The sequence below is a fragment of the Micromonospora sp. RB23 genome (assembly GCF_053585025.1).
Genome location: NZ_CM132111.1, coordinates 1,255,320 through 1,277,323, shown reverse-complemented (window position 1 = coordinate 1,277,323; position 22,004 = coordinate 1,255,320). Strand labels below are relative to the sequence as shown.

The window sequence follows — 22,004 nt, the reverse complement described above, 5'->3', positions numbered from 1 at the left end:
TCACGCCCCGATGACCTGCTGGAACTTGCCCTCGTACTCCTTCTCCTGCTTCTCGTCCAAGGCCATGAAGACCTTCGACTTCGCCAGCAGCGCGTCGTCCGGGAAGATCAGCGGGTTGGCGGCCAGGTCCGGGTCGATCTTCTCCATCTCGGCCTGGGCGCCCTTGACCGGGCAGATGTAGTTGACGTACGCGGCGAGCTTCGCGGCGACGGCCGGCTCGTAGTAGTAGTTGATCAGCGCCTCGGCGTTGCCCTTGTGGGTGGCCTTGTTGGGCACCATCATGTTGTCGCTGTAGAGCATCACGCCGGAGTCGGGCGCGACGAACCGCACCTTTTCGTTCTCGCTGGAGAGCTGGATGACGTCCCCGGACCAGCCGATGCACGCGGCGATGTCACCCTTGGCCAGGTCGGGTGCGTAGTCGTTGCCGGTGAACTTGCGAATCTGCCCGGAGTCGACGGCCTTCTTGAGCTTGTTGAGCGCGTCGTCGAACTGGGCCGCCGTGAAGTTCGACGGGTCGTGCCCGTTCGCGCCGAGCAGCAGACCCATCGTGTCGCGCATCTCGCTGAGCGCCGTCACCTTGCCCTTGAGGTCGGGGCGGGTCAGCAGCTCGTCGACGGTTCGCAGCTCCCTGGTGACGCTGCCGTTGTACGCCAACCCGGCCAGGCCGGACTGCCACGGAATCGAGATCCGGTTCTCGGTGTCGAAGGGCCGCTTGAGCAGCGACGGCAGCAGGTTCGCCTGCACGTTCGGGATCTTCGCCGGGTCGAGCTTCTGGATCCAGCCGAGCCGGATCATCCGCGCCGCCATCCAGTCGGTCAGCACGATGATGTCCCGGTCGGTGCTCTGGCAGGCGGCCAGCTGGTTCTGCACCTTGCCGAAGAACTCGTTGTTGTCGTTGATGTCTTCGGTGTAGGTCACCTGGATGCCGGTCTTCGTGATGAACTCGTCCAGGCTCGGCCGCTTGGACTCGTCCTTCTCGTCGACGTCCATGTACTGCGGCCAGTTGGAGAAGGCCAGCTTTTTCTCGGTGCCGGACAGGTCCTCGCTGACGCAGCCGGCCTCGGTCTGCTGGGCGCCCTTGGTGCCACAGCCGGCGAGGCTGCCGCCCGCCGCGAGGAGAGCGGCCGATCCGAGGGTGCCGGTGAGCAGTCCACGCCGGGAGAGGGGCCGGAGGGGAGTACGCATGACGACTCCTAGGGGGGTCATCGTCGGCGGCGGGACGGGGGAGGCGCGCCGGCGGGAATGTCGGGAGGGTCAGGTGTCAAGGAGCACTGATCCTGACATGAGGAAACCTCCCTTACAAGGGATTCCGTTGCGGGATTAGCTGTTGACGACGAAATACGCCAGACTGCGCGGGGACACACGCGCGACATCACGATTCGGGACATGGGGAGCGCACGATGACGAACCGGCAACACGAGAGTGGCAGCGGCGGTCGCCGCGTCGCCGTGCGTGAAGGTGCCAACCACGCTCTGCTGGACGACGTGGCCAAGCAGATCATCGAGCAACTCCAGGAGGACGGCCGCCGGCCGTACGCCACCATCGGCAAGGCGGTCGGCCTGTCCGAGGCGGCGGTCCGCCAGCGGGTACAGCGACTACTCGACTCCGGCGTCATGCAGATCGTCGCCGTGACCGATCCCCTCCAGCTCGGCTTCCCCCGCCAGGCGATGATCGGGCTGCGTACCGACGGCGACCTGGAGGCCGTCGCCGACCGGCTGGCCGAGCTGGACGAGGTCGACTACGTCGTCATCACCGCCGGCTCGTTCGACCTGCTCACCGAGGTGGTCTGCCGCAACGACGACCACCTGCTGGAGATCCTGCAACGGCTACGCGCGGTGCCGGGGGTGCTCTCCACCGAGGCGTTCGTCTACCTCAAGCTCCGCAAACAGACCTACACCTGGGGTACGGCCTGACGCCTCCCGCTGGCGCTGGTCGGCGCTCGGCGGCGCTTGGCGGCGCTCGGCGGCGCTCGGCGGCGCTCGGCCGCGCTTGATCGACTCGGTTGCAGGAAGTCGGGGTGTCCGGGCCGCTCCGATGGCCCGGTTTCCGGGATCCCGAGTGGATCAGCGGGCCGTTTGACCGGACCGGGGCAGGTTGTCGGCCACCTCGACGCATGCGCCACCGTTGTTGCTGCTGCGGGTCGCCGCGCGCCAGCGCGCGTCGGTCATGTCCATGTCCTGGCCACTTCCCTGATCAGCTCGATCGACTGGCGTCGGCGCAACGCCTCACCGGTGACGCTCTCCCACGTGTTGCGCCAGGACGTGTCGGCGCACACGACGGAGGCCCCCCGACCGCCCCCAAGACGTCCGCAGCCCAGGCGGCCCTACTTGATCCACACGGGCCGATCCACTCGATATCGCCGACCTGGCGGCATCACCGCCTCCCAATGCCGCAACATCGGCGATCCGAGCGCCCGAGGAGGAGGAGGAGGCCATACCTCCTGCGGATCCTTTGGAGCTGATGTCGTAAGCGAATCGGCCGACAGCAGCGTTGCCGCCGGAGCGCGGCCGCCTCTAGGCCCGACACCAGCAACCTGTGGATACTCGGCCGGTCGCTGGAGGCCAAGGTCTGCGCGCTCGGGCTCGCCCAGAGGGCGCTGGGCTACGCCGTCGGCTACCCCGGGCCGCACCCGCGATGTCGCAGACGATTCAGCTCCAAAGGCAGCGGTCACCCATACCGCGACCCCGGAATCACGCCGCCCGTCGGCCTGCCACCTTGCTCCCCGGCCGGCCCGCCAACCCGCCCGGAGCCGGCTGATGCGGATTCCGTTGGGTTTTACGCCTTAACGCGCTGAATCCGTCGCGCCTACGCCACCATGCTACCGATAACACTTGCCTTCATGACAAGGACTGTGCGATAACCGTGGGCAGAGCGGCCGGCTTCACCCCTTGACCGGCCCGACGATCGATGGGGCTGACATGGCCGACGCGACCGACCACCTCTGGATGCACTTCACCCGGATGGCGAGCTACTCCGCCGGCGAGGTGCCGACCATCGTGCGCGGCGAGGGCGCGTACATCTGGGACGCGCAGGGCCGCCGCTACCTCGACGGGCTCGCCGGGCTGTTCGTCGTCAACGCCGGTCACGGCCGCACCGAGCTGGCCGAGGCCGCCGCCAAGCAGGCCGGCGAGCTGGCGTACTTCCCGCTCTGGTCGTACGCCCACCCGAAGGCCGTCGAGCTGGCCGAGAAGATCGCCTCGCTCACTCCCGGCGACCTGAACCGGGTCTTCTTCACCACCGGCGGCTCCGAGGCCGTCGAGGCGGCGTGGAAGCTGGCCCGGGCCTACTTCAAGCGCACCGGCCAGCCCAACAAGTACAAGGTGGTCAGCCGCTACATCGCCTACCACGGCACCTCGATGGGCGCGCTGTCGATCACCGGCCTGCCCGGCATCAAGAGCGACTTCGAGCCGCTGGTGCCGGGCGGGATCAAGGTGCCGAACACCAACTTCTACCGGGCACCGGAGCACGGCGACGACCCCGAGGCGTTCGGCCGTTGGGCCGCCGACGAGATCGGCCGGGCCATCGAGCGCGAAGGGCCGGACACCGTCGCCGCGGTCTTCCTCGAGCCGGTGCAGAACTCCGGCGGGTGCTTCCCACCACCACCCGGCTACTTCGAGCGGGTACGGGAGATCTGCGACGCGTACGACGTGCTGCTCGTCTCCGACGAGGTGATCTGCTCGTGGGGCCGGCTCGGCGAGTACTTCGGGGCCGTCCGCTACGGGTACCAGCCGGACATCATCACCACCGCCAAGGGCATCACCTCCGGGTACGCCCCGCTCGGCGCGATGATCGCCAGCGACCGGCTCATGGAGCCGTTCCTGACCGAAACCGGCATGTTCGCCCACGGGGTGACCTTCGGCGGGCACCCGGTGTCCTGCGCGGTGGCCCTGGCCAACCTCGAGGTGTTCGCCCGCGAAGACCTCGTCGGGCACGTACGCGCCAACGAGAACTCGTTCCGCGCCACTCTGGAGAAGCTGCACGACCTGCCCATCGTCGGCGACGTCCGGGGCGACGGCTACTTCTACGGCATCGAGCTGGTCAAGGACAAGACCACCCGGGAGACCTTCGACGAGGCGGAGTCGGAGCGGCTGCTGCGCGGCTTCCTGTCCACCGCGCTGTTCCAGGCGGGCCTCTACTGCCGGGCCGACGACCGGGGTGACCCGGTCATCCAGCTCGCCCCACCGCTGATCGCCGAGCAGCGGCACTTCGACGAGATCGAGCAGATCCTCCGCACGGTCCTGACCGAGGCCTGGTCGCGGCTCTGACCGTCCGGGGTCAGTGGTTGGGGGGGATCACCCGGAGGTGACCTCGGCGGCCGGTCTGGTGGGGGTTCTCCGGGCGGGGCTGGTCGGGCTCCGGGGGGCGGGGGGCCGGACGGGCGGCCTCGCGGACCGCCTCGGCCAGCGCCACCAGGTCGTCCGTGGTGGGCGGGGGCGGCTCGAACTCGCCCTCGTGCCGGACCACGTCCCAGCCGCGCGGCGCGGTCAGGCTGCGGGCGTGCTGCTCACACAGGTCGTACGTGTGCGGCTCGGCGAACGCCGCCAACGGGCCGACCACGGCGGTGGACTCGTTGTAGACATAGGTCAATGTGGCGACCGCTTGCCGGGGGCAGCCGTTACGGGAGCAGCGCCGTGGTGACCTCACGGCGGCAGGGTATCCCCATTACCGGGTCCGGCGCACCGGTTCGCGTTGCGACACGCCCGTCGTGGTGATCACAATTCGCTGTGGGGGTCGCGCCGCGCCACGCTGGTGGCGGTGCCGCTGGCCGGCCCGGCGCGGGGGCTACCCTTTGCCTCATGACGAGTCCGGAACACCGCCGCCCCGGCCCCGGCCGGCGTGCGCACCGCGACCGGCACGGGCGTGGCCTGCGCGGGCGCCTGGTGCCGGCGACCGTGCCGCTGGCGCGGACCAAGGCGGAGGTCTTCGACGACCTGGTGCTGGACACCGTCGAGACGTTGGAGCGACGCTTCGCCAAGGAACTGGCCGGCGTCGAGTTCGCGGTCGAGGACGTTCCGCCGGACCTGAACGTCTACGACTCGGATGTGCTGGAGGACGGCGAGGTGCCGCTGGCCCGGCTGCTGCCGGGTCGCCCCGGCCGCCAGGAGGTGCCGCCCCGGATCGTGCTGTACCGCCGACCCCTGGAGTTCCGCGCGATGGACCGCGAGGATCTCGCCGACCTCGTCCATGACGTGATCATCGAGCAGGTGGCGAACCTGCTCGGGGTCGACCCCGACGAGTTGGCCTGAGCCGGGCGGCCCCCACCGCCTCGACTCCGCACCACCCCCGACGCCGTACCACTCAGGCGGCGCGCCGCTTCAACTTGCGCCGCTCCCGCTCCGAGAGCCCACCCCAGATGCCGAACCGCTCGTCGTGACCGAGAGCGTATTCGAGGCATTCGGTCTTGACCTCGCAGCGCGAGCAGATTCGCTTCGCCTCGCGGGTCGAGCCGCCCTTCTCGGGAAAGAACGCCTCGGGGTCGGTCTGCGAGCACAGGGCCCGCTCCTGCCACTCCGGCGCGTTTCCGAGCAGGTCGGCCACCTCAAGCTGGCCGTCCATCAAATGCCTCCTTGTCGCGCACCGGCGTCATCGCCGCTGCAACCCCCCACGCGAAAGGCGTGCGTGTCCGTCCGGTCCCGTTTTGTTGCGTTCCGTGCGAACAACCCCATTCAAATTACACGCGTGTAATGCGTGCGCCGTCAAGCCAAACTTGATAATGGAGTCGCCCTCCCGACAACCCTGGCCGGCCACCAGGGCCGTCCAGCCTCGCAACCTGCCCTATCGATTCAGACCCCGGCCGAGTAACGCCCTCTCCGGCGAGTTGCCCGACTTTTCTCCCGTGGCGCTCCCCCGGACGGTCCGTCGACCGAGGAACACCGGACCTCCTCCGCAAAGCTGATCTTGGTGGGGGACAGGTTAACGCGGCACGGCGCAGACCGCCCGCCAAGCCGTGGACAGCGTTCGCACCCCGCCCACAATGTGGACGGGGTGCGAAGGGACAGAAGGTGCGTCGAGGTCAGCCGGCAGCCCCGAAACCGCTGCTCGGCCAGGCGAACTCGGCTATCCCTCCACCATGGACAGAAACCGTGCCGGCGGACGTGTCCGCGTCCCACCAGACGGTATACATCCCGGCGGGAAGATCGGGATAGACCGCACTGTGGAACGAGCCGTCCCGAACCCGGCGCTCCCGTACGGCCGAATGGACCCGCCGGTCGTCGCCGCGACTGATCTCGATCTCCCGGCCGTGCAGATCCCGACCGGTGTAGATGATCAGGGCACCGGTGTCACCGCCCAGGTCGAGGACGACACTTCCCGTCTCCGACGGCCCGTACGTGTGTTCGTGCATGGCTACTCCCCCACCCCGGACGTCAGGACGACGCCGGCGGGTTGTTGAACCCGTCGTACGGCGTACCCAGGTAGGGGAAGTTCGCGAGGAACGGGGCCGTCACGTCGGCGGCGCTGAGCCCCGGGGTGACCGCCCCGGCCGCAGCGTCCGGGCGGAACGTCTTGTCCACCAGCGGCACGGTCACCCCGGCGATCGCCCGCAGCGCGATGCTGACCACGTCGTCACCGACCCGCCGCCCGTTCGGGAAGCCAGCCAGGTCGCCGCCGAGCACCCCGAACCGGTCCGGCCGCCGGTTCGGCGCGATGGCCGTGTTCAACCGCAGCATGTCGGCCTGCACGTCGCCGGTGGCGTTCGTGAAGCCGTCGATCAGACCGGCCGGTACGCCGGTGAGCAGGATCGCCACCAGGTCTGCGCGGGCCTTCTTGGACTTGTTGAGCTTGTCCAGGTTCGGGAAGACGTCCGGGTAGAGCGCCGGCAGCAGCGCGGCAAGCTCCGGCTGCTCGACGAACCGTGCGAACCGCTTGTCCTCCGACGGCGGCAGCGAATTCCACAGGTCCTTCTTGGACATCGGCACGATGACCTCGTTGAACAGCGGATTACCCAGCCGGGAGACCTGGGTGAACGGGCCGGTGGAGGTGTCCGCCCCACCCCGGTCGCCCAGCACACGGACCTGCCGGCGCGACGCCGACGTCCACACCCCCAGCACCGACGCGGCGTCGGCCGGACCGTACCGGTTCGCGCGGCGACGCACCTGCTTCAGCGGCACCTGCACGGCGATGCTGTGCACGTTCATCCGGTCGGTGGCGTTGACCGGCTCCCCCTCGGCCTTGAAGATCTTCTTGCCGGCCACGTGCAACTGCTGGAACGGCCGCAGCGTGCCGAGGTCGAAGATCGCTCCCAGGTCGACGAAGAACCCGTCCGCGCGCTGCCCCGCGAAGACCCGCTCCCCCGTCGACAGGGTGTAGGTGGCCTGGCGTACGAGGTCGGCGTACTTCGGCGTGGACAGCGGTCCGACGTTGCACGGCGGGCAGGGCAGCTTGTGCGCGAGCCGGTGCTCCTTGCCGTCGGTGATCCGGGTCAGGCTGTAGAACTGCCGGCGGTTCCAGTTCTTGCTGTCGAGCGACTCGATGGGCCCGGTGTTGTAGAGGAAGCTGTTCGGGTTGGTGATCTCGGTGGTGAACTCGAACCGGTAGGTGACGTCGGGATGACCGTCACCGTCGTTGTCGATGTGGATCTCGTAGCGCACGTCGTCGCCGAACTCGAAGAAGTTCGGCCCCCCGGACGGAAGCTGCAACGGCACGTAGTTGGCGATCAGCGTGACCGTGTCGGGCTTGTCGGGGCTGACGAACGCGTAAAGGTCGGAGCTGTCGGCGACCGGATCCTTGGCTATCTCCGGGGCCTCGCGGTGGGAAGACATGGCGGACCAACCTCACTGGGCGGGGACTGATGGCGGGGCGGAGGGCGCTCTCAGCGCCGGGCGAAGGCGCTGGTCAGCGTTTGGCGGCGCGGCGCAGCCGGTCCGCGAGACCGCGGTCGCGTACCTCGATCCGGGACTCACCGACGAAGACGTCCATCGTTCCGGACGCGGCGTCGCGCAGGTGCACGACGATCGGCTCGTCGGCCCGACCCGCCGCGCCCGGCGCGTTCTGGGCGGCCGACAGGCCCGGCACGGTGAGCGCGGCGGCGCCGAGGGTGGCGCTGGCCGCGGCGGTCAACGTCTGCCGGCGGGTCAGTCGCGGCCAGGGCCGCTTCCGCTGATCAGTGGTCATGGGGAACCTTTCCGGCGGCGGCGCGCACGCGCCCGCGGTGACGGGTCCGGTGCCGCCGACCGACGCCGCCGGGCCCCTGGGGGAACACCGGCGGCGGCCCTCGCCGCGACCGCCGCCGGCACCGCTTGGTACGGCCGGCGGCGGAAAAAGGTTCGACCTCAGCGGCGGGCGTGACCGTACGCGGTCGTCCGCTTGCGCGCCGGTCGGCCGGCCGCCGTCGCGATGGCCCGCAACTGCTCCTCGGTACGCGCCGAACCGTTGCCGGACCCCGCCATCCGGGAGATGGTCTCCTCCATCAGGGTGCCGCCCAGGTCGTTGCAGCCGCCCTGGAGCATCGCCACCGTGCCCTCGTCGCCGAGCTTCACCCAGGAGCACTGGATGTTGTCGATGCGGCCGTGCAGCAGCAGCCGGGACATGGCGTGCACCGCGCGGTTCTCCCGCCACGTCGGTCCAGGTCGGGCGATGCCGGCCAGGTAGATCGGGGCGTTGGTGTGCACGAACGGCAGCGCCACGAACTCGGTGAAACCGCCGGTACGGTCCTGCACGCCGGCCAGCACCCGGAAGTGCGCGAGCCACTGTCCGGGGTGGTCGACATGGCCGTACATCATCGTTGAGCTGGACCGGATGCCCAGCTCGTGGGCCGTGCTGACCACCTCGACCCAGGCGGCGGCCGGCAGTTTGCCCTTGGTGAGCACCCAGCGCACGTCGTCGTCGAGGATCTCGGCGGCGGTGCCCGGGATGGTGTCCAGCCCGGCCTCGCGGAGCTGGGTGAGCCACTCGCGGACCGGCACGCCGGCCTTCGCGGCGGCGGTGACGATCTCCATCGGGGAGAACGCGTGCACATGCATCTCCGGCACGCGGGCCTTGATGGCGCGGACGATGTCCGCGTACCCGGTCACCGGCATCTTCGGGTCGATCCCACCCTGGAGGCAGACCTCGCTGGCACCGGCCGCCCATGCCTGCTCGGCGCGGTCCGCGACCTGCTCGACGGAGAGCCGGTAGGCGTCGGCGTCCCGCTCACGCTGGGCGAACGCGCAGAACCGACAGCCCACGTAGCAGACGTTGCTGAAGTTGATGTTGCGGTTGACCACGTAGGTCACGTCGTCGCCGACCGCGTCCCGGCGCACGTCGTCGGCGAGCCGGCACAGCTCGTCCAGCGCCGGCCCGTCCGCCCCGAACAACGCCAGCGCCGCGTCGGTGTGGGCGGCCTCCAGCAACGCCGCCGGATCGTCGGCCGCGAGCCGCAGCCCGGCCGCCAGGTCACGGTCCGCGCCGCTACCGGCTGCCACCCGGGGTACGTCCGCCCGGCGCGCCGCCGCCTCGGGGGTGACCTTGCCGGCGACCTCGGCCCAGTCGCCGTAGACGCTGTCGAAGTCACCGCGCCGGTCGTCGGTGCGGCCGGTGGTGTCGATCGTGGCGTGCAGGTCGATCCGTCCGCCGAACACCTCCTCCGGCTCCTGCCAGGGGCGCCCCTGCGGCGCTGCCGACTCGACCGCCATCCCGGTCGCCGGGTCGGCGAGCGCGGTCACGTGCGGCAGCAGCCGCGGGTCGAGCCACGGGTCGCCCGCCCGCACGTACTCCGGGTAGATCGTCAACCGCTCGCGTAGCGTGAACCCGGCCAGCTCGGTGTGCCGGGCCAGCTCCTCGATCTGCGGCCACGGGCGCTCCGGGTTCACGTGGTCCGGGGTGAGCGGCGAGACGCCGCCCCAGTCGTCGATGCCCGCGCGCAGCAGCAGGTCGTACTCGCCGGCGATGAGGTTCGGCGGGGCCTGGATGCGGGCCTTCGGGCCGAGCAGCAACCGGGCCACCGCCACCGTGGCCGCGAGATCGTGCAGCTCCGCGTCGGGCATGCCGCGCATCGCCGTGTCCGGCTTGGCGCGGAAGTTCTGCACGATCACCTCCTGGAGGTGGCCGTACTCGCGGTGGGCGCGGCGGATCGCGAACAGCGCGTCCACCCGCTCGGCCGACGTCTCCCCGATGCCGATGAGGATGCCCGTGGTGAACGGCACCCCGACCCGGCCGGCGTCGTCGAGCACCCGCAGCCGTACCGCCGGTTCCTTGTCCGGTGACCCGTAGTGCGGGCCGCCCGGCTCGGACCACAGGCGGGTGGCGGTGGTCTCCAGCATCATGCCCATGCTGGGCGCGACCGGCTTGAGTCGTTGCAGCTCCGACCAGGACAGCACCCCTGGGTTGAGGTGCGGCAACAGGCCCGTCTCCTCCAGCACGCCCACCGCGCAGGCGCGCAGGTAGTCCAGGGTGGAGTCGTAGCCACGCTCGTCCAGCCAGGTGCGGGCCGCCGGCCACCGCTCCTCCGGCCGGTCACCGAGGGTGAACAGGGCCTCCTTGCAGCCCTGCGCGGCGCCCTCGCGGGCGATGGCCAGCACCTCGTCGCGGTCCAGGAACGGCGCCGGCAGGCGGTGCGGCACGGTGGCGAAGGTGCAGTAGTGGCAACGGTCCCGGCAGAGCCGGGTCAGCGGGATGAAAACCTTCTTCGAGTACGTGACGACACCTGGCCGCCCCGCCTCCCGCAAGCCGGCGTCGCGGACCTGACCGGCCACCCGGAGCAGCTCGTCGAGAGCCGCACCGCGGGCGGCGAGCAGCGCGGTGGCCTCGTCAAGGTCCAGCGCCCGGCCGGCAGCGGCCCGACCCAGGGCCCGCCGCACGCTCGCCTCGCTGGGACCGGAGTGGGTGCGATCAACCATCCGCTCACCCTATGCGCAGCGACTCCCCGCCCAACCGGTCCCCGCCCCGACCGCCCAGCCCCCTACCCGCGGCGACCTCGCAGTTGGTGGCGACACGAGGGGCAACAGAAAGTGCAAGATCGGCACGCGCTCGCCGATCTTGCACTTTCTGCGGTGACACAAGGGGTGTTTCACGCGAACCGGCAACCGAAAGTGCAAGATCGGCGCGAGGTTGGCGGCGTGCGGGTCAGCGCGGGTTGTCGGGGTTGATGTGCTGGGTGCGGTCGTTGTCCTCGGCGGTCGGGCGCGGGATCGCCTGGGTCGGGTCGGCGGGGCTCGGCTCGGCGGACTGGCGCGGGATGGTCTGGGTGGGATCGGCCGACGGCGGCTGCCCGAACGGCGGCGCGGGCGGCGTGGACTGCGGGCCCGGGTTGGCCGGCGGCGCGGACTGCGGGAACGGCGGCGCGGACTGCGGGAACGGCGCTGCCGACTGCTGGTGCGGCGGCGCGGACTGCTGGTGCGGCGGCGCGGACTGCTGGTGCGGCGGCGCGGACTGCGGGGCCTGGAACGGCGGGGACGGCTGGCCGTACTGGCCGGGAAACTGCGCCGGCGGGTAACCGCCCGGCTGACCCGCCTGCGGGTAACCACCCGGCTGACCGGGGGCCGGCCAACCGCCCTGCGGCTGACCACCGGGCTGACCCGGGGCCGGCCAACCACCGGGCTGCTGCGGCCAACCCGCCTGCGGCTGCCCGTAGACGCCCGGCTGCGGCTTCGGCTTGGGCACGTAGTAGAACGCCCGCCAGATCGTGAAGACCACCCAGGCGGCCACCGCGAAGATCACCAGCCAGGCGAAGCGGGTGAGCACACCGAGCAGCGCGTCGAAGATCTCCGCATCGGCGAGCCGGCCCACCGTCCAGATCAGCATGGTGAGCGTCCCGAACAGCGCGCTGAACGCGTACTCGCCGAGCGCCACCTGCGTGATGAGCTTCGCCTTCGGCAGCACCGGCGAGACGTGGGTGGCCAGCAGCACGGCCAGCAGCGGCAGGACCACCGCCTCCACCCCGATGAACGACAAGAAGGAGCTGCCCGCCCGGCCCGTGAAGTCGGTGTAGTCGGCGGGAATGATCAGCCGGAGCAGCCCCACGAAGAGGAAGACGGCGTTGGCGCCGAGCAGGGCGAGCGCACCCAGTTCGCGCAGTGGCTTGGTCAGCTGGCGGGCCTGCGTCGCGTCGGCGGACGCGGGCTCGGCGGGGCTGGTCACGAGCTCCCCCTCGGGGCATCAGACGGACAGGGCGCACGTGAGCCTAGTCTCCCCGGGCACCGGCGGACCGGAGGCGTCACGTACGCGAGGATGGTCGACATGCGCATCGTGGTTCTGGCCGGCGGCATCGGGGGCGCCCGGTTCCTGCTCGGCGTCCGGGCGTACGCCCGCGAGGTCGGCGCCGAGGTGACCGCCGTGGTCAACGTCGGCGACGACCTGTGGCTGCACGGGTTGAAGATCTGCCCCGACCTGGACAGCGTCATGTACACCCTCGGCGGCGGCGCCGACCCGGAGCGGGGCTGGGGCCGAGTCGGGGAGAGCTGGACGGTCAAGGAGGAGCTGGCCGGGTACGGCGTCGAGCCCACCTGGTTCGGCCTCGGCGACAAGGACATCGCCACCCACCTGGTCCGCAGCACCATGCTCAACGGCGGTTACCCGCTCAGCGCGGTCACCGAGGCGCTGGCGAGCCGCTGGCAACCGGGCGTACGCCTGCTGCCGGCGACCGACGACCGGCTGGAGACCCACGCCATCGTGAGCGGCAGAGGTGAGCCCGCGAACGGCGTCGACGCCGCCGAGGACGACCCGGGTCAGCGGGCCATCCACTTCCAGGAGTGGTGGGTGCGGTACCGGGCGAACATCGAGACCCACCGTTTCGTGTTCGTGGGCGCGGAGACGGCGAAGCCGGCCCCCGGTGTGCTGGACGCCATCGGGACGGCCGACCTGGTGCTGATCGCCCCGAGCAATCCGGTGGTGAGCGTCGCGCCGGTGCTCGCCGTACCCGGGATGCGTGAGGCCGTGGTGGACGGCCCGGCGCCGGTGGTCGGGGTCTCGCCGATCATCGGCGGAGCCCCGGTGCGCGGCATGGCCGACCGCTGTCTCGCGGTCCTCGGAGTCGAGTGCAGCGCGGCGGGAGTGGGTCGGCTGTACGGTGGCCGGTCGGCCGGCGGCCTGCTGGACGGCTGGCTGGTCGCCGAGGAGGACGCCGACACGCTGGTGCCGGAGGTGACGGTCCGCGCGGTGCCGCTGCGGATGACCGACGAGGCGGCGACGGCGGCAATGGTCCGCGCCGCGGTGGAGTTGACGTGAGGCTGGAGATCCTGCCGGTGCTGGGCATCGGCCACGTGACCGAGGGCGACGACCTGGCGGCGTTGATCGCCACCGCCGCGCCGTGGCTGCGCGACGGCGACGTGCTGGTGGTGACCAGCAAGATCGTCTCCAAGGCGGAGGGACGGCTGGTCGACGTCCCGGCGGACGGGCCGGAGCGGCTCGCCGCGCGCGAGGAGGTGCTGGCCGGCGAAACCGCGCGGGTCGTGGCCAGCCGGGGCGCGACCCGGATCGTGCAGACCCACCACGGATTCGTGATGGCGTCCGCCGGGATCGACGCGTCCAACGTCGACAAGACCCGACTGGTGCTGTTGCCCGCGGACCCGGACGCGTCGGCCCGGGAGCTGCGCGCCGCGCTGCGGGAACGGTACGACCTCGACGTCGCGGTGATCGTCAGCGACACCATGGGTCGGCCCTGGCGCAACGGGCTGACCGACGTCGCGCTCGGGGTCGCCGGCATGCCGGCCATCCGCGACCATCGGGGCGAGGTCGACCCGTACGGCAACGAGCTTCAGCTCACCCAGATGGCCGTGGTGGACGAGCTGGCGGGCGCCGGCGAACTGATCAAGGGCAAGTGTGACCAGGTCCCGGTGGCCGTGGTGCGGGGCTACCTCACCGCCACCCGCGCGGACGACTCCGGCGGCGCGCGGGCACTGGTCCGGGACGCAGCGCAGGACCTCTTCTCGCTCGGGACCGCCGAGGCCCGGGCCGCCGGGCTGACCGACGCCGCGACCCTCGCCGAGGCCGTCGGACCCGAGCCGGTCGACCCCGCCGCGGTGCGGCGGGCGCTCGACGCGGTCGCCGAGGTCGTCACCCCGGGCACGGCCTTCACGCTTGTCGACGAGGCGGAGGTACGCGCCGGCCTGGTCGCCGAGGTGCCCGGCTGGCCCGCCGACGCGAGCGCGCTGGTGCTCGGCACCGCCCCGGCGCCGGTCGATCCGATGGACCTGGTCCGCTTCGGTGCCGACCTGCACCGGCTGCGCATCGCCCTGGCAGCCGAGGGCATCCCGTCGACGCTGCTGCCCCCACCGGCCGGCAGCCCGGCAAGCGCCGCCCTAGCCCTGTAGGTCCGCGCCCCGCCGGCGAACGCCCAGCGGCGGACACCCCGCCGGCGGACGCCCCGCCGGCGGACGCCCCGCCGGTGGGCACCCCGCCGGTGGGCACCCCGCCGGTGGGCGCCCGGCGGTGGGCACCCCGCCGGTGGGCGCCCGGCGATCATGAAGTTATTGCCCGTCGCCTCGGCGTGTCCGGGCGATAACTTCATGATCGACGGGGCGTGCGGGGTTCGGGGTTCGGGGTCAGGCCTCTAGGACGGCTCGGCCTAGCGGGGTCAGCGTGTGGAGCACGGTGTTGCGGTCGCGGTGGCTGACGAGCAGGCCGGCGTTGCGAAGGACGGTGGCGTGCTGGCTCGCCGCCGCCGGGGAGATGTCGAGACGACGGGCCATCTCGCCCGTCGTACAGCCGTCGTCGCTGGCCTGTAGCACCGCGGCCCTGGTCCGGCCGAGAAGCGCGGCCAGCGCGTCACGACCGGCGCCGCTCGCGGCCGGTGTGTCGGTGTCGGTGACGGCGAGGCCGCCCAGCCGGTCCACGGGATAGACCAGGACGGGCGGCAGCGCCGGGTCGAGCAGGGCGACCGGTGTGGGTGCGCAGAAGAACGACGGCACCAGCAGCAGTCCCCGCCCGTCCAGGTGCAACTCGCGGCTGTGCGGGTAGTCGCGCACCTCGAGCACCCCACTCGACCAACGCATGGTCGGGCGCAGGCTGGCCAGGAGGCCCTCGACGCCGCCGTCGAGGAGGGCGCGCGCACGGCGGTTGCGGTCCGCCGCCACGGCGGCCTGGATACGGCTCCAGTACGGGCTGATCGCCAGCGCCCGGTACTGCTCCATCGAGTCCGCGAGGTGCCGCAACGTCGCCACGTCGCCCCGGGCCAGCGCGGCGGCCGACGAGGGCAGCGGGTTCTCGGCGGCCACCAGGGTCAGGTCCCGCTGAAGCACCTCGATGGGCGTGCCGCGCACCGCGTCCAGACCCGCCTCGAAACCCTCCACGCTGGCGTACGGGGTGAGGAAGTCGGGGAAGTAGCCGCGCGGCGGATTCAGGGCGAAGAGCAGTCGGAGCTGGTCGGAGGCGACGTCCCGGCGCAGCCCGCGGGTCACCGTGTGCCGCCAGGCCGATGTCAGTGGGTCGCGGTTGCGGCCCTGCAACGCGTGCAGGCTGAGGACCAGCTCCCAGACCGGGTCGGCCGCCGGCGCCACCCGGGTTCGGAGGATGTCCTCGCCGGAAAAGTGGATCTTCAGCATGGAGCGCTCCCGTGCCGCCGGCAGAGGGAATGCCGGGCGACCACTTCGACTCTACCCGGCCGGCAGTTATCTCCATCTTTAAGCCTGGGCTGAAAAACCTCGACGCCTCCGGGGACGGTTCGGCATGCTTCCAATGCCCGCGCACGGCACCGACGCGTCATGGACGCGCTCGACGCCGGGGCACCGGGACTGGGGAGGACCGGTGATCGGGCGGCACCACGAGGGTCTGCGGCCCTTGCTCCGCAGAGGTGTCGTCCGGTCACCCCGCCGCCGCGGTACGCGCCGCCGGCCAGGCGGAGCCGCCCGCTCGTAGAGTGACGGGATGCCCGACACCGCGATGACCGGACCCGCCGTCGACCCCGCCGATCCCACGACGTTCGCGGCACTGCACGCCGACGCCGTCACGCTGCTCGAAGGTTGGCAGCCGACCAGCCCGGCGGCGGCCGAGGCACGGGATCGCACCCTCGCGCTGCTCGCCGCCGGACCGATCGCGATGAGCCGGCAACACCGTCCCGGCCACGTCACCGCGAGCGCGCTGGTGCTGGACCCGACCGGGGCGCGGGTGCTGCTCTGTCTGCACGCCAAGTTCAGCCGTTGGGTGCAGCTCGGAGGGCACTGCGAGCCGGTCGACCGGACGCTTGTCGCGGCCGCGCTGCGCGAGGCCACCGAGGAATCCGGCATCACCGGGCTGCGCATCGACCCGGTGCCGATCGACATCGACGTGCACGAGGTGCAGTGCCAGGGCGGATCGCGCCACTACGACGTCCGGTTCGCCGTCGTCGCCCCGGCCGACGCGGTCGAACAGGTCAGCGACGAGGCCGAGGCGTTGGGGTGGTTCCCGCCCCACCAACTGCCCGAGCCGCTGGCCGGCGGGACCGCACAACTCGTCGAGCCGGCACTCGCGGCCCTGCGCAGGTGGTGACACGGCGCTGGCGGCGGGAGCTCCCGCCGCCAGCGCACGTACCGAACGTCAGACGTAGCCCTCTTCGCCGCGCTCCTTGAGCTCGTCGACCAGCAGCTTCACGTCCTGGGCCCGCTCGCGCGGACAGACCAGCACCGCGTCCGGGGTGTCCACCACGATCAGGTCACGCACACCGATGACCGCCACCAGCCGACCCGACTGCGGCACCACCACCAGGTCGGCGGCGTCCCGCAGCAACACGCCCGGCTTCGCATCCGTGCCGAGCACCACGTTGCCCGCGTCGTCGGCCGGGAGCACCTCGCCGAGGGTGTGGAAGTCACCGACGTCGTTCCAGCCGAAGTCACCCGGCACCGTGGCCACCCGGCCCGCCGTGGCCGCGCCCTCCATCACCGCGTAGTCGACGGAGATCTTCGGCAGCGTCGGCCAGACCGTGCCGAGGACGTCGTCCTGCTCCGGGGTGCCCCAGGCGGCGGCGATCGCGCTCACCCCGGCGTGCAGCGCCGGCTGCTGACGGGCCAGTTCGGCGAGGAACACGTCCACCCGCCAGACGAACATGCTGGCGTTCCAGAGGTGTCGACCCGAGCGGACGTACGCCTCGGCAACCTCGGCGGCCGGCTTCTCCTTGAACTCGGCCACCTGACGCCACGGGGTGCCGTCGGCGGCGTCGCCGGTCTCCAGATAGCCGTAGCCGGTCTCCGGGCGGGTCGGCGTGATCCCCACCGTCATCAGCATGCCCTGCTCGGCACCCCGGACCGCCTCCTGGACCGTACGCACCCAGCTGTCCGGGTCACGGATCAGGTGGTCGGCCGCGAAGCTGCCCATCACCGCCTCCGGGTCGCGGACCGCGATCACCGCCGCGGCCAGCGCGATCGCCGCGCAGGAGTCCCGGGGCGACGGCTCGACCAGGATGTTCTCCTCCGGCAGCCCGGTGAGCTGCCGGGCGACCGCCGCGACGTGCGCGGCGCCGGTGACCACAAGGGTTCGATCCGGCGTGGTCAGCGGCGCGAGCCGCTCCACGGTCGCCTGCAACAGCGACGAACTGGTGCCGGTCAGCGGGTGGAGGAACTTGGGGTGGCCGGCGCGGGACAACGGCCACAACCTTGTGCCGCTGCCACCTGCCGGGATGACCGCATAAAGCATCCGCACATCATGCCCGACGCATCGTCCCGCAGTGGCACGGGTCACCATGAGGGGCCCAAACGGTCACGAACGGGCGCGACTCCACGCGGCGATGTGCACCTCGGCGCTGGACTCCCAGGTGAACTCCTTGGCCCGGTCGAAGCCGGCCTTCGCCAGCGACAACCGGCGCTGCTCGTCGTCGAGCAGGGCGGCCAGGTCGGTGGCGATCTGGTCCGGGTCCTCCGAGGTGTACGCGACCGCGTCGCCGCCCACCTCGGGCAGCGACAGGCGGGGCGTGGTCAGCACCGGGGCGGCGCACGCCATCGCCTCCAGGATCGGCAGGCCGAACCCCTCGCCGTACGACGGGTAGGCGGCGACCAGCGCGCCGCCGAGGAAGCCGGGCAGGTCCCCGTACCGCAGGTAGCCGGGGCGCAGCAGGCGCAGGTGCGACGGCACCTCGGCCACCGCGCGGTCGATGTCGTCGTCGTGCCCCTGGCCGCCGGCGATCACCAACGCCGGCGGCTCGGCCCGGTCGGCCACCGCACGAGCCCAACCCCGAATCAGATTGGGTACGTTCTTGCGCGGCTCCTTGGCGCCGAGGAAGGCGACGTAGCTGCTGTTGCCCAGCCCCAGCCGGGCGCGTACGCGGGCCTTCTCCTCCTCGCTCGGCGCGTGGAAGGCGGCGTGGTCGACGCCGTGGTAGGCCACGTCGATGCGGGTCGGGTCGGCGTCGAGCAGTCGGATCAGCTCGTCCCGGGTGGCCTTGCTGGGCACGATCACCCGGTCGGCGCGACGCAGCGACGTCTTGATGGCGCTGCGGAAGAACGTCCGGCGCGACTTGTCGTAGTGCTCCGGCTCGGTGAAGAACGTCGCGTCGTGCACGGTGACCGTCACCGGGCACCCGGCCCGCAGCGGGCACGTGTAGAAGGGCGAGTGCAGCACGTGCGCGCCGACCTGCTGGGCGAGCAGCGGCAGGCCGGTCTGCTCCCAGGCGAGGCGGGCCGGGCGGTGCGCCACGGCGGCCGGAGCGGGGATGATCTCCGCGCCCGGGAGCATCCGCGTGTAACGCTCCTGGTCGGTGCGGAGGCTCACCACGGCCAACTCCACCCCCGACCCGCACACCTTTCCGAGGGCACCGAGCAGACCGTCGACGTATCGACCGACGCCACCACGGTCGGCGGGGACACTCGTGGCGTCGATGAGCACGCGGGGCGGGCGACCGGCGGTCACGGGGCGACTCCTTGAAGGTGGGTCTGTGGGGAACAACACTCCGGGGGTAAAGCCTACGCCGGAGTACGGGGCGGACGCTGACTGCGACCCGACCGTACGCCGACTTGTCATCGTCATCGAGTACGGGGCGCGGAGGCGTATCGTTCGCGCCGATGGCCGACAACATTGCCCGGGTGTTCGCCGACGCGATCGCGACCGACCCGACCCGACCGCTGCTGACCTGGTACGACGACTCCACCGGCGACCGCACCGAACTCTCCGGCGCCACCTTGGCGAACTGGGTGTCGAAGACCGCGAATCTCCTCGTCGACGAGGTCGGCCTCGCGCCGGGCACACCGGCCGGCGTCCTGCTGCCTCCGCACTGGCAGACCGCCGCGGTGCTGCTGGGCTGCTGGTCGGCCAAGCTGAGCGTCCTCGACACGCCGGGGAACGTCGACGTCCTCTTCGCGGCAGCCGACAGGTTCGACGAGGCGCAGTCCTGGCCGGCGGACGAGCGCTACGCCCTGGGCCTCGCCCCGCTCGCCGCCCCACTGCGGCAGGTGCCGCCCGGCTTCGCCGACTACGTGGTCGAGGTACGCGGGCACGGCGACCACTTCACCCCGCAGCCCGGCCCCGGCCCCACCGACGCGCACCTGCTGACCCGGGCCGAGGCCCGCGCCGACGAGCTGGGCATCGAGCGTGGGGCGCGCGTTCTGGTCGACACCGCCCGCTACCCCGACCCGGTCGACTGGCTCCTGGCGCCGCTGACCCGCTCCGCAACGGTGGTCCTCTGCGCCAACCAGAACCCCGCCCACCTGACCACCCGCCAAACCAGCGAAAAAGTAACCCACACCCTCCCCTAACCCCACGCCCGCGATCTTGCAGTTTCGGTTGTCGATACGCGTGGAATGCCCCTTAGGCCGCGACAGAAAGTGCAAGATCGCGGGAACCCAGGGCCAGGCTGGGTCGATCATGGAGTTGTGGTGGGCGAATAGCAGTGGTACGCGGCCTTTGCGGGGCACCACGACTCCATGATCGACGCCTACGGGGGCGGGAGCCTGCGGGGGCGGGAGCCTGCGGGGGCGGGAGCCTGCGGGGGCGGGAGCCTGCGGGGGCGGGAGCCTGCGGGGGCGGGAGCCTGCGGGGGCGGGAGCCTGCGGGGGCGGGAGCCTGCGGGGGCGGGGGCCGAGCCCCGACGGCTCCCGCTCCCACCGGGGTCAGGGGTGGGAGCGGGACTGGGCGAAGGTTGCGAAGGCCGTTAGGGACTCGGGGTTCGCCAGGGCGCCCTTCGCCGCTGCCGAGTCGACCGGGGTGCCGGTGAGGATTTTCTTGACCGGCACCTCCAGCTTCTTGGCCGAGAGGGTCCGGGGGACCGCGCGTACCTGGTGGATCTCGTCGGGGACGTGCCGCGGGGAGAGCGCCGTACGCAGCTCACGGCTGATCTTCGCCCGCAGCGCGTCGTCCAGGGTCAGACCGTCGGCCAGCACCACGAAGAGCAGCAGCTCGCCGGCACCACCCTCGTCGTCCTCCAGGTGCACCACGACCGAGTCGACGACCTCGTCGAGCCCCTCGACGACGGAGTAGAACTCGGCGGTGCCGAGCCGCACCCCGCCACGGTTGAGGGTGGCGTCGGATCGTCCGGTGATCACGCAGCCGCCTCGGGCGTTGATGGTGATCCAGTCGCCGTGCCGCCAGACGCCCGGGTAGACCGAGAAGTACGCCTCGGAGTAGCGGACGCCGTCCGGGTCGTTCCAGAAGCCCACCGGCATGCTCGGCATCGGCTCGGTGATCACCAACTCGCCCAGTTCACCGATCACCGGGGTGCCGTCGGCCGAGCGGGCCTCCACCTTGGCGCCCAGGGCACGGCAGGCGATCTCGCCGGCGTACACGGGCAGCAGCGGCACCCCACCGACGAAGCCGGTGCACACGTCGGTGCCGCCGGACAGCGACTGGAGCTGCACCTGGTCGCCCACCGTGTCGTACACCCAGTGGAAGCCCTCGGCGGGCAGCGGCGCACCGGTGGAGCCGACGCCGCGCAGCGCGGACAGGTCGGCGATCTCGCGGGGCACCAGACCGGCCTTGCGGCAGGCCAGCAGGAACGGCGCCGAGGTGCCGAAGTAGGTGGTGCCGGTGTCGGCGGCCAGCCGCCACAGCCCGCCGAGGTCGGGCTCGGCCGGCCGGCCGGGCTCCGCCCGGACCCCGGGGTTGCCGTCGAAGAGCACGATGGCCGCGCCCACCGCCGGCCCGGAGACCAGGAAGTTCCACATCATCCAGCCGGTGGTGGTGAACCAGAAGAACCGGTCGGACGGGCCGAGGTCGTGGTGCAGGGCCAGCATCTTCAGGTGTTCCAGCAGGATGCCGCCGTGGCCGTGGACGATCGGCTTGGGCAACCCGGTGGTGCCCGAGGAGTAGAGCACGTACAGCGGGTGCTCGAACGGCACCGGCGTGAACGTCAACGGCTCGGCGGTGGGCGCGGCCAGCTCGGCCCAGTCCAGGGCGCCCTCGGGGGCGGAGCCGGTCGGGTCGAGGTAGCCGATGCTGACGGTGTGCCGCAGCGACGGCAGGGCGGCACGGATGGCGGCGACCTCGGCGCGCCGGTCGACGGCCTTGTCGCCGTACCGGTAGCCGTCCACGGCGACCAGCACCGTCGGCTCGATCTGCTGCCACCGGTCGGTGACGCTGCGGGTGCCGAACTCGGGCGCGCAGGACGAGAAGATCGCGCCCAGGCTGGCGGTGGCGAGCAGCAGGACGTACGTCTCGGAGATGTTCGGCGCGTACGCCGCCACCCGGTCCCCGGCGGTGACGCCGAGCCGGCGCAGCCCGGCCGACACCCGGCGGACCTGCTCGCGCAGCTCGGCGGCGGTGAGGGTGACCGGCGGCCGGGTCTGGCCGTGCGCGATGACGACGGGGTCGTCGTCGGCGCGGCCCGGCATGCGCAGCACGTTCTCGGCGTAGTTGAGGGTGGCGCCGGGGAACCAGCGGGCCCCGGGCATCGTCCGGTCGGCCAGCGTGGCGGTCGGCGGAGTGTGCGCGACGACCTCGAAGTGGTCCCAGATCGAGCGCCAGAAGGCGTCCAGGTCGGTGACCGACCAGTGCCACAGCGCGTCGTAGTCGGCGAAGTCCAGCCCTCGGTGCTCCCGCAGCCAGCGCAGGTAGTCGCCGATCCGGGACCGCTCGAGCACGTCCGCCGGCGGCGTCCACAGCACGTCACCCACTGCTCCACCCTCCCCCCGGCCGCACGTCACTGTGCATGGGCCGTGGCGCCATCTTGCCCTACCTCGAAGCGCCATTCTGCGCAC

General features: G+C 71.7%; 19 protein-coding genes and 1 pseudogene. 7 read left to right on the top strand and 13 right to left on the bottom strand.

Annotated features, from left to right (window positions below; all coding sequences use genetic code 11):
• Positions 1-1,185 carry an extracellular solute-binding protein gene (locus ACTFTM_RS05950; protein WP_449564842.1) on the bottom strand — a complete coding sequence of 395 codons (1,185 nt, stop codon included), beginning with the start codon at positions 1,183-1,185 and terminating at the stop codon, positions 1-3.
• Between the two features lie 215 nt (positions 1,186-1,400).
• Here ACTFTM_RS05950 and ACTFTM_RS05945 point away from each other — a divergent pair, with 215 nt between their 5' ends.
• Positions 1,401-1,913, top strand: a complete 513-nt coding sequence (locus ACTFTM_RS05945) for an Lrp/AsnC family transcriptional regulator (RefSeq protein WP_449564841.1) — start codon at positions 1,401-1,403, stop codon at positions 1,911-1,913.
• A gap of 174 nt (positions 1,914-2,087) precedes the next feature.
• Here the strand turns inward: ACTFTM_RS05945 and ACTFTM_RS05940 are convergent.
• Positions 2,088-2,174: pseudogene (locus tag ACTFTM_RS05940) on the bottom strand (DUF397 domain-containing protein); the annotation flags it as partial.
• Between the two features lie 744 nt (positions 2,175-2,918).
• Between ACTFTM_RS05940 and ACTFTM_RS05935 the strand changes: the two are divergent.
• On the top strand, positions 2,919-4,265 hold the full coding sequence (locus tag ACTFTM_RS05935) for an aspartate aminotransferase family protein (RefSeq protein ID WP_449564840.1): 1,347 nt from the start codon (positions 2,919-2,921) through the stop codon (positions 4,263-4,265).
• Positions 4,266-4,275: 10 nt separating this feature from the next.
• Here ACTFTM_RS05935 and ACTFTM_RS05930 read toward each other — a convergent pair whose 3' ends face one another.
• Complete coding sequence (locus ACTFTM_RS05930; RefSeq protein ID WP_355239687.1) at positions 4,276-4,644, bottom strand: DUF3499 domain-containing protein; 369 nt, start codon at positions 4,642-4,644, stop codon at positions 4,276-4,278.
• A gap of 152 nt (positions 4,645-4,796) precedes the next feature.
• Between ACTFTM_RS05930 and ACTFTM_RS05925 the strand changes: the two genes are divergently transcribed.
• Complete coding sequence (locus ACTFTM_RS05925) at positions 4,797-5,246, top strand: metallopeptidase family protein (protein ID WP_007455785.1); 450 nt, start codon at positions 4,797-4,799, stop codon at positions 5,244-5,246.
• Between the two features lie 52 nt (positions 5,247-5,298).
• Here the strand turns inward: ACTFTM_RS05925 and ACTFTM_RS05920 are convergent, their stop codons facing one another.
• From ACTFTM_RS05920 to ACTFTM_RS05895, 6 genes are all read right to left on the bottom strand, one after another.
• Entirely contained in the window at positions 5,299-5,556 is a 258-nt protein-coding gene (locus ACTFTM_RS05920) for a WhiB family transcriptional regulator (RefSeq protein WP_007455784.1), read from the bottom strand.
• Between the two features lie 457 nt (positions 5,557-6,013).
• The gene (locus ACTFTM_RS05915; protein ID WP_449564839.1) at positions 6,014-6,343 is read right to left on the bottom strand and encodes a phospholipase; all 330 of its coding nucleotides are present in this window, start codon (positions 6,341-6,343) and stop codon (positions 6,014-6,016) included.
• Between the two features lie 22 nt (positions 6,344-6,365).
• Complete coding sequence (locus tag ACTFTM_RS05910) at positions 6,366-7,760, bottom strand: DUF4331 domain-containing protein (RefSeq protein WP_449564838.1); 1,395 nt, start codon at positions 7,758-7,760, stop codon at positions 6,366-6,368.
• Positions 7,761-7,833: 73 nt separating this feature from the next.
• Positions 7,834-8,112 carry a hypothetical protein gene (locus ACTFTM_RS05905; RefSeq protein ID WP_357129962.1) on the bottom strand — a complete coding sequence of 93 codons (279 nt, stop codon included), beginning with the start codon at positions 8,110-8,112 and terminating at the stop codon, positions 7,834-7,836.
• A 158-nt stretch (positions 8,113-8,270) separates the two neighbouring features.
• Positions 8,271-10,814, bottom strand: a complete 2,544-nt coding sequence (locus ACTFTM_RS05900; protein ID WP_449564837.1) for a bifunctional FO biosynthesis protein CofGH — start codon at positions 10,812-10,814, stop codon at positions 8,271-8,273.
• Between the two features lie 226 nt (positions 10,815-11,040).
• Entirely contained in the window at positions 11,041-12,054 is a 1,014-nt protein-coding gene (locus ACTFTM_RS05895; protein WP_449564836.1) for a hypothetical protein, read from the bottom strand.
• Between the two features lie 99 nt (positions 12,055-12,153).
• On the opposite strand from ACTFTM_RS05895, the gene cofD reads away from it, so the two are divergent.
• Both cofD and ACTFTM_RS05885 read left to right on the top strand, forming a co-directional pair.
• Entirely contained in the window at positions 12,154-13,140 is a 987-nt protein-coding gene (cofD, locus tag ACTFTM_RS05890) for a 2-phospho-L-lactate transferase (protein WP_449564835.1), read from the top strand.
• Positions 13,137-14,225: a coenzyme F420-0:L-glutamate ligase gene (locus tag ACTFTM_RS05885; protein WP_449564834.1), complete on the top strand. Its 1,089-nt coding sequence runs from the start codon at positions 13,137-13,139 to the stop codon at positions 14,223-14,225. Before cofD ends, ACTFTM_RS05885 begins: the two co-directional genes overlap by 4 nt.
• Before the next feature lie 231 nt (positions 14,226-14,456).
• Here the strand turns inward: ACTFTM_RS05885 and ACTFTM_RS05880 are convergent, their stop codons facing one another.
• Positions 14,457-15,455, bottom strand: coding sequence for an ArsR/SmtB family transcription factor (locus tag ACTFTM_RS05880; RefSeq protein WP_449564833.1), 999 nt, complete (start codon positions 15,453-15,455; stop codon positions 14,457-14,459).
• Positions 15,456-15,777: 322 nt separating this feature from the next.
• On the opposite strand from ACTFTM_RS05880, the gene ACTFTM_RS05875 reads away from it, so the two are divergent.
• Positions 15,778-16,377, top strand: a complete 600-nt coding sequence (locus ACTFTM_RS05875; protein WP_449564832.1) for an NUDIX hydrolase — start codon at positions 15,778-15,780, stop codon at positions 16,375-16,377.
• Between the two features lie 48 nt (positions 16,378-16,425).
• Here the strand turns inward: ACTFTM_RS05875 and ACTFTM_RS05870 are convergent, their stop codons facing one another.
• Complete coding sequence (locus ACTFTM_RS05870) at positions 16,426-17,517, bottom strand: mannose-1-phosphate guanylyltransferase (RefSeq protein WP_449564831.1); 1,092 nt, start codon at positions 17,515-17,517, stop codon at positions 16,426-16,428.
• Positions 17,518-17,580: 63 nt separating this feature from the next.
• Positions 17,581-18,726, bottom strand: a complete 1,146-nt coding sequence (locus ACTFTM_RS05865; protein ID WP_422738388.1) for a glycosyltransferase family 4 protein — start codon at positions 18,724-18,726, stop codon at positions 17,581-17,583.
• A gap of 152 nt (positions 18,727-18,878) precedes the next feature.
• Between ACTFTM_RS05865 and ACTFTM_RS05860 the strand changes: the two genes are divergently transcribed.
• Entirely contained in the window at positions 18,879-19,568 is a 690-nt protein-coding gene (locus ACTFTM_RS05860) for a TIGR03089 family protein (RefSeq protein WP_449564830.1), read from the top strand.
• Between the two features lie 354 nt (positions 19,569-19,922).
• Here the strand turns inward: ACTFTM_RS05860 and ACTFTM_RS05855 are convergent, their stop codons facing one another.
• Positions 19,923-21,920: an acetoacetate--CoA ligase gene (locus tag ACTFTM_RS05855; RefSeq protein ID WP_449564829.1), complete on the bottom strand. Its 1,998-nt coding sequence runs from the start codon at positions 21,918-21,920 to the stop codon at positions 19,923-19,925.
• Positions 21,921-22,004: the final 84 nt, after the last annotated feature.

Excerpts from the sequence above, each read along its gene's own strand:
- ACTFTM_RS05935 (WP_449564840.1), top strand. The coding sequence starts at position 2,919 with ATGGCCGACGCGACCGACCACCTCTGGATGCACTTCACCCGGATGGCG.
- ACTFTM_RS05910 (WP_449564838.1), bottom strand. The coding sequence starts at position 7,760 with ATGTCTTCCCACCGCGAGGCCCCGGAGATAGCCAAGGATCCGGTCGCC.
- ACTFTM_RS05920 (WP_007455784.1), bottom strand. The coding sequence starts at position 5,556 with ATGGACGGCCAGCTTGAGGTGGCCGACCTGCTCGGAAACGCGCCGGAG.
- ACTFTM_RS05925 (WP_007455785.1), top strand. The coding sequence starts at position 4,797 with ATGACGAGTCCGGAACACCGCCGCCCCGGCCCCGGCCGGCGTGCGCAC.
- cofD (WP_449564835.1), top strand. The coding sequence starts at position 12,154 with ATGCGCATCGTGGTTCTGGCCGGCGGCATCGGGGGCGCCCGGTTCCTG.
- ACTFTM_RS05875 (WP_449564832.1), top strand. The coding sequence starts at position 15,778 with ATGCCCGACACCGCGATGACCGGACCCGCCGTCGACCCCGCCGATCCC.
- ACTFTM_RS05860 (WP_449564830.1), top strand. The coding sequence starts at position 18,879 with ATGGCCGACAACATTGCCCGGGTGTTCGCCGACGCGATCGCGACCGAC.
- ACTFTM_RS05880 (WP_449564833.1), bottom strand. The coding sequence starts at position 15,455 with ATGCTGAAGATCCACTTTTCCGGCGAGGACATCCTCCGAACCCGGGTG.
- ACTFTM_RS05870 (WP_449564831.1), bottom strand. The coding sequence starts at position 17,517 with ATGCTTTATGCGGTCATCCCGGCAGGTGGCAGCGGCACAAGGTTGTGG.
- ACTFTM_RS05915 (WP_449564839.1), bottom strand. The coding sequence starts at position 6,343 with ATGCACGAACACACGTACGGGCCGTCGGAGACGGGAAGTGTCGTCCTC.
- ACTFTM_RS05900 (WP_449564837.1), bottom strand. The coding sequence starts at position 10,814 with ATGGTTGATCGCACCCACTCCGGTCCCAGCGAGGCGAGCGTGCGGCGG.
- ACTFTM_RS05945 (WP_449564841.1), top strand. The coding sequence starts at position 1,401 with ATGACGAACCGGCAACACGAGAGTGGCAGCGGCGGTCGCCGCGTCGCC.
- ACTFTM_RS05905 (WP_357129962.1), bottom strand. The coding sequence starts at position 8,112 with ATGACCACTGATCAGCGGAAGCGGCCCTGGCCGCGACTGACCCGCCGG.
- ACTFTM_RS05950 (WP_449564842.1), bottom strand. The coding sequence starts at position 1,185 with ATGCGTACTCCCCTCCGGCCCCTCTCCCGGCGTGGACTGCTCACCGGC.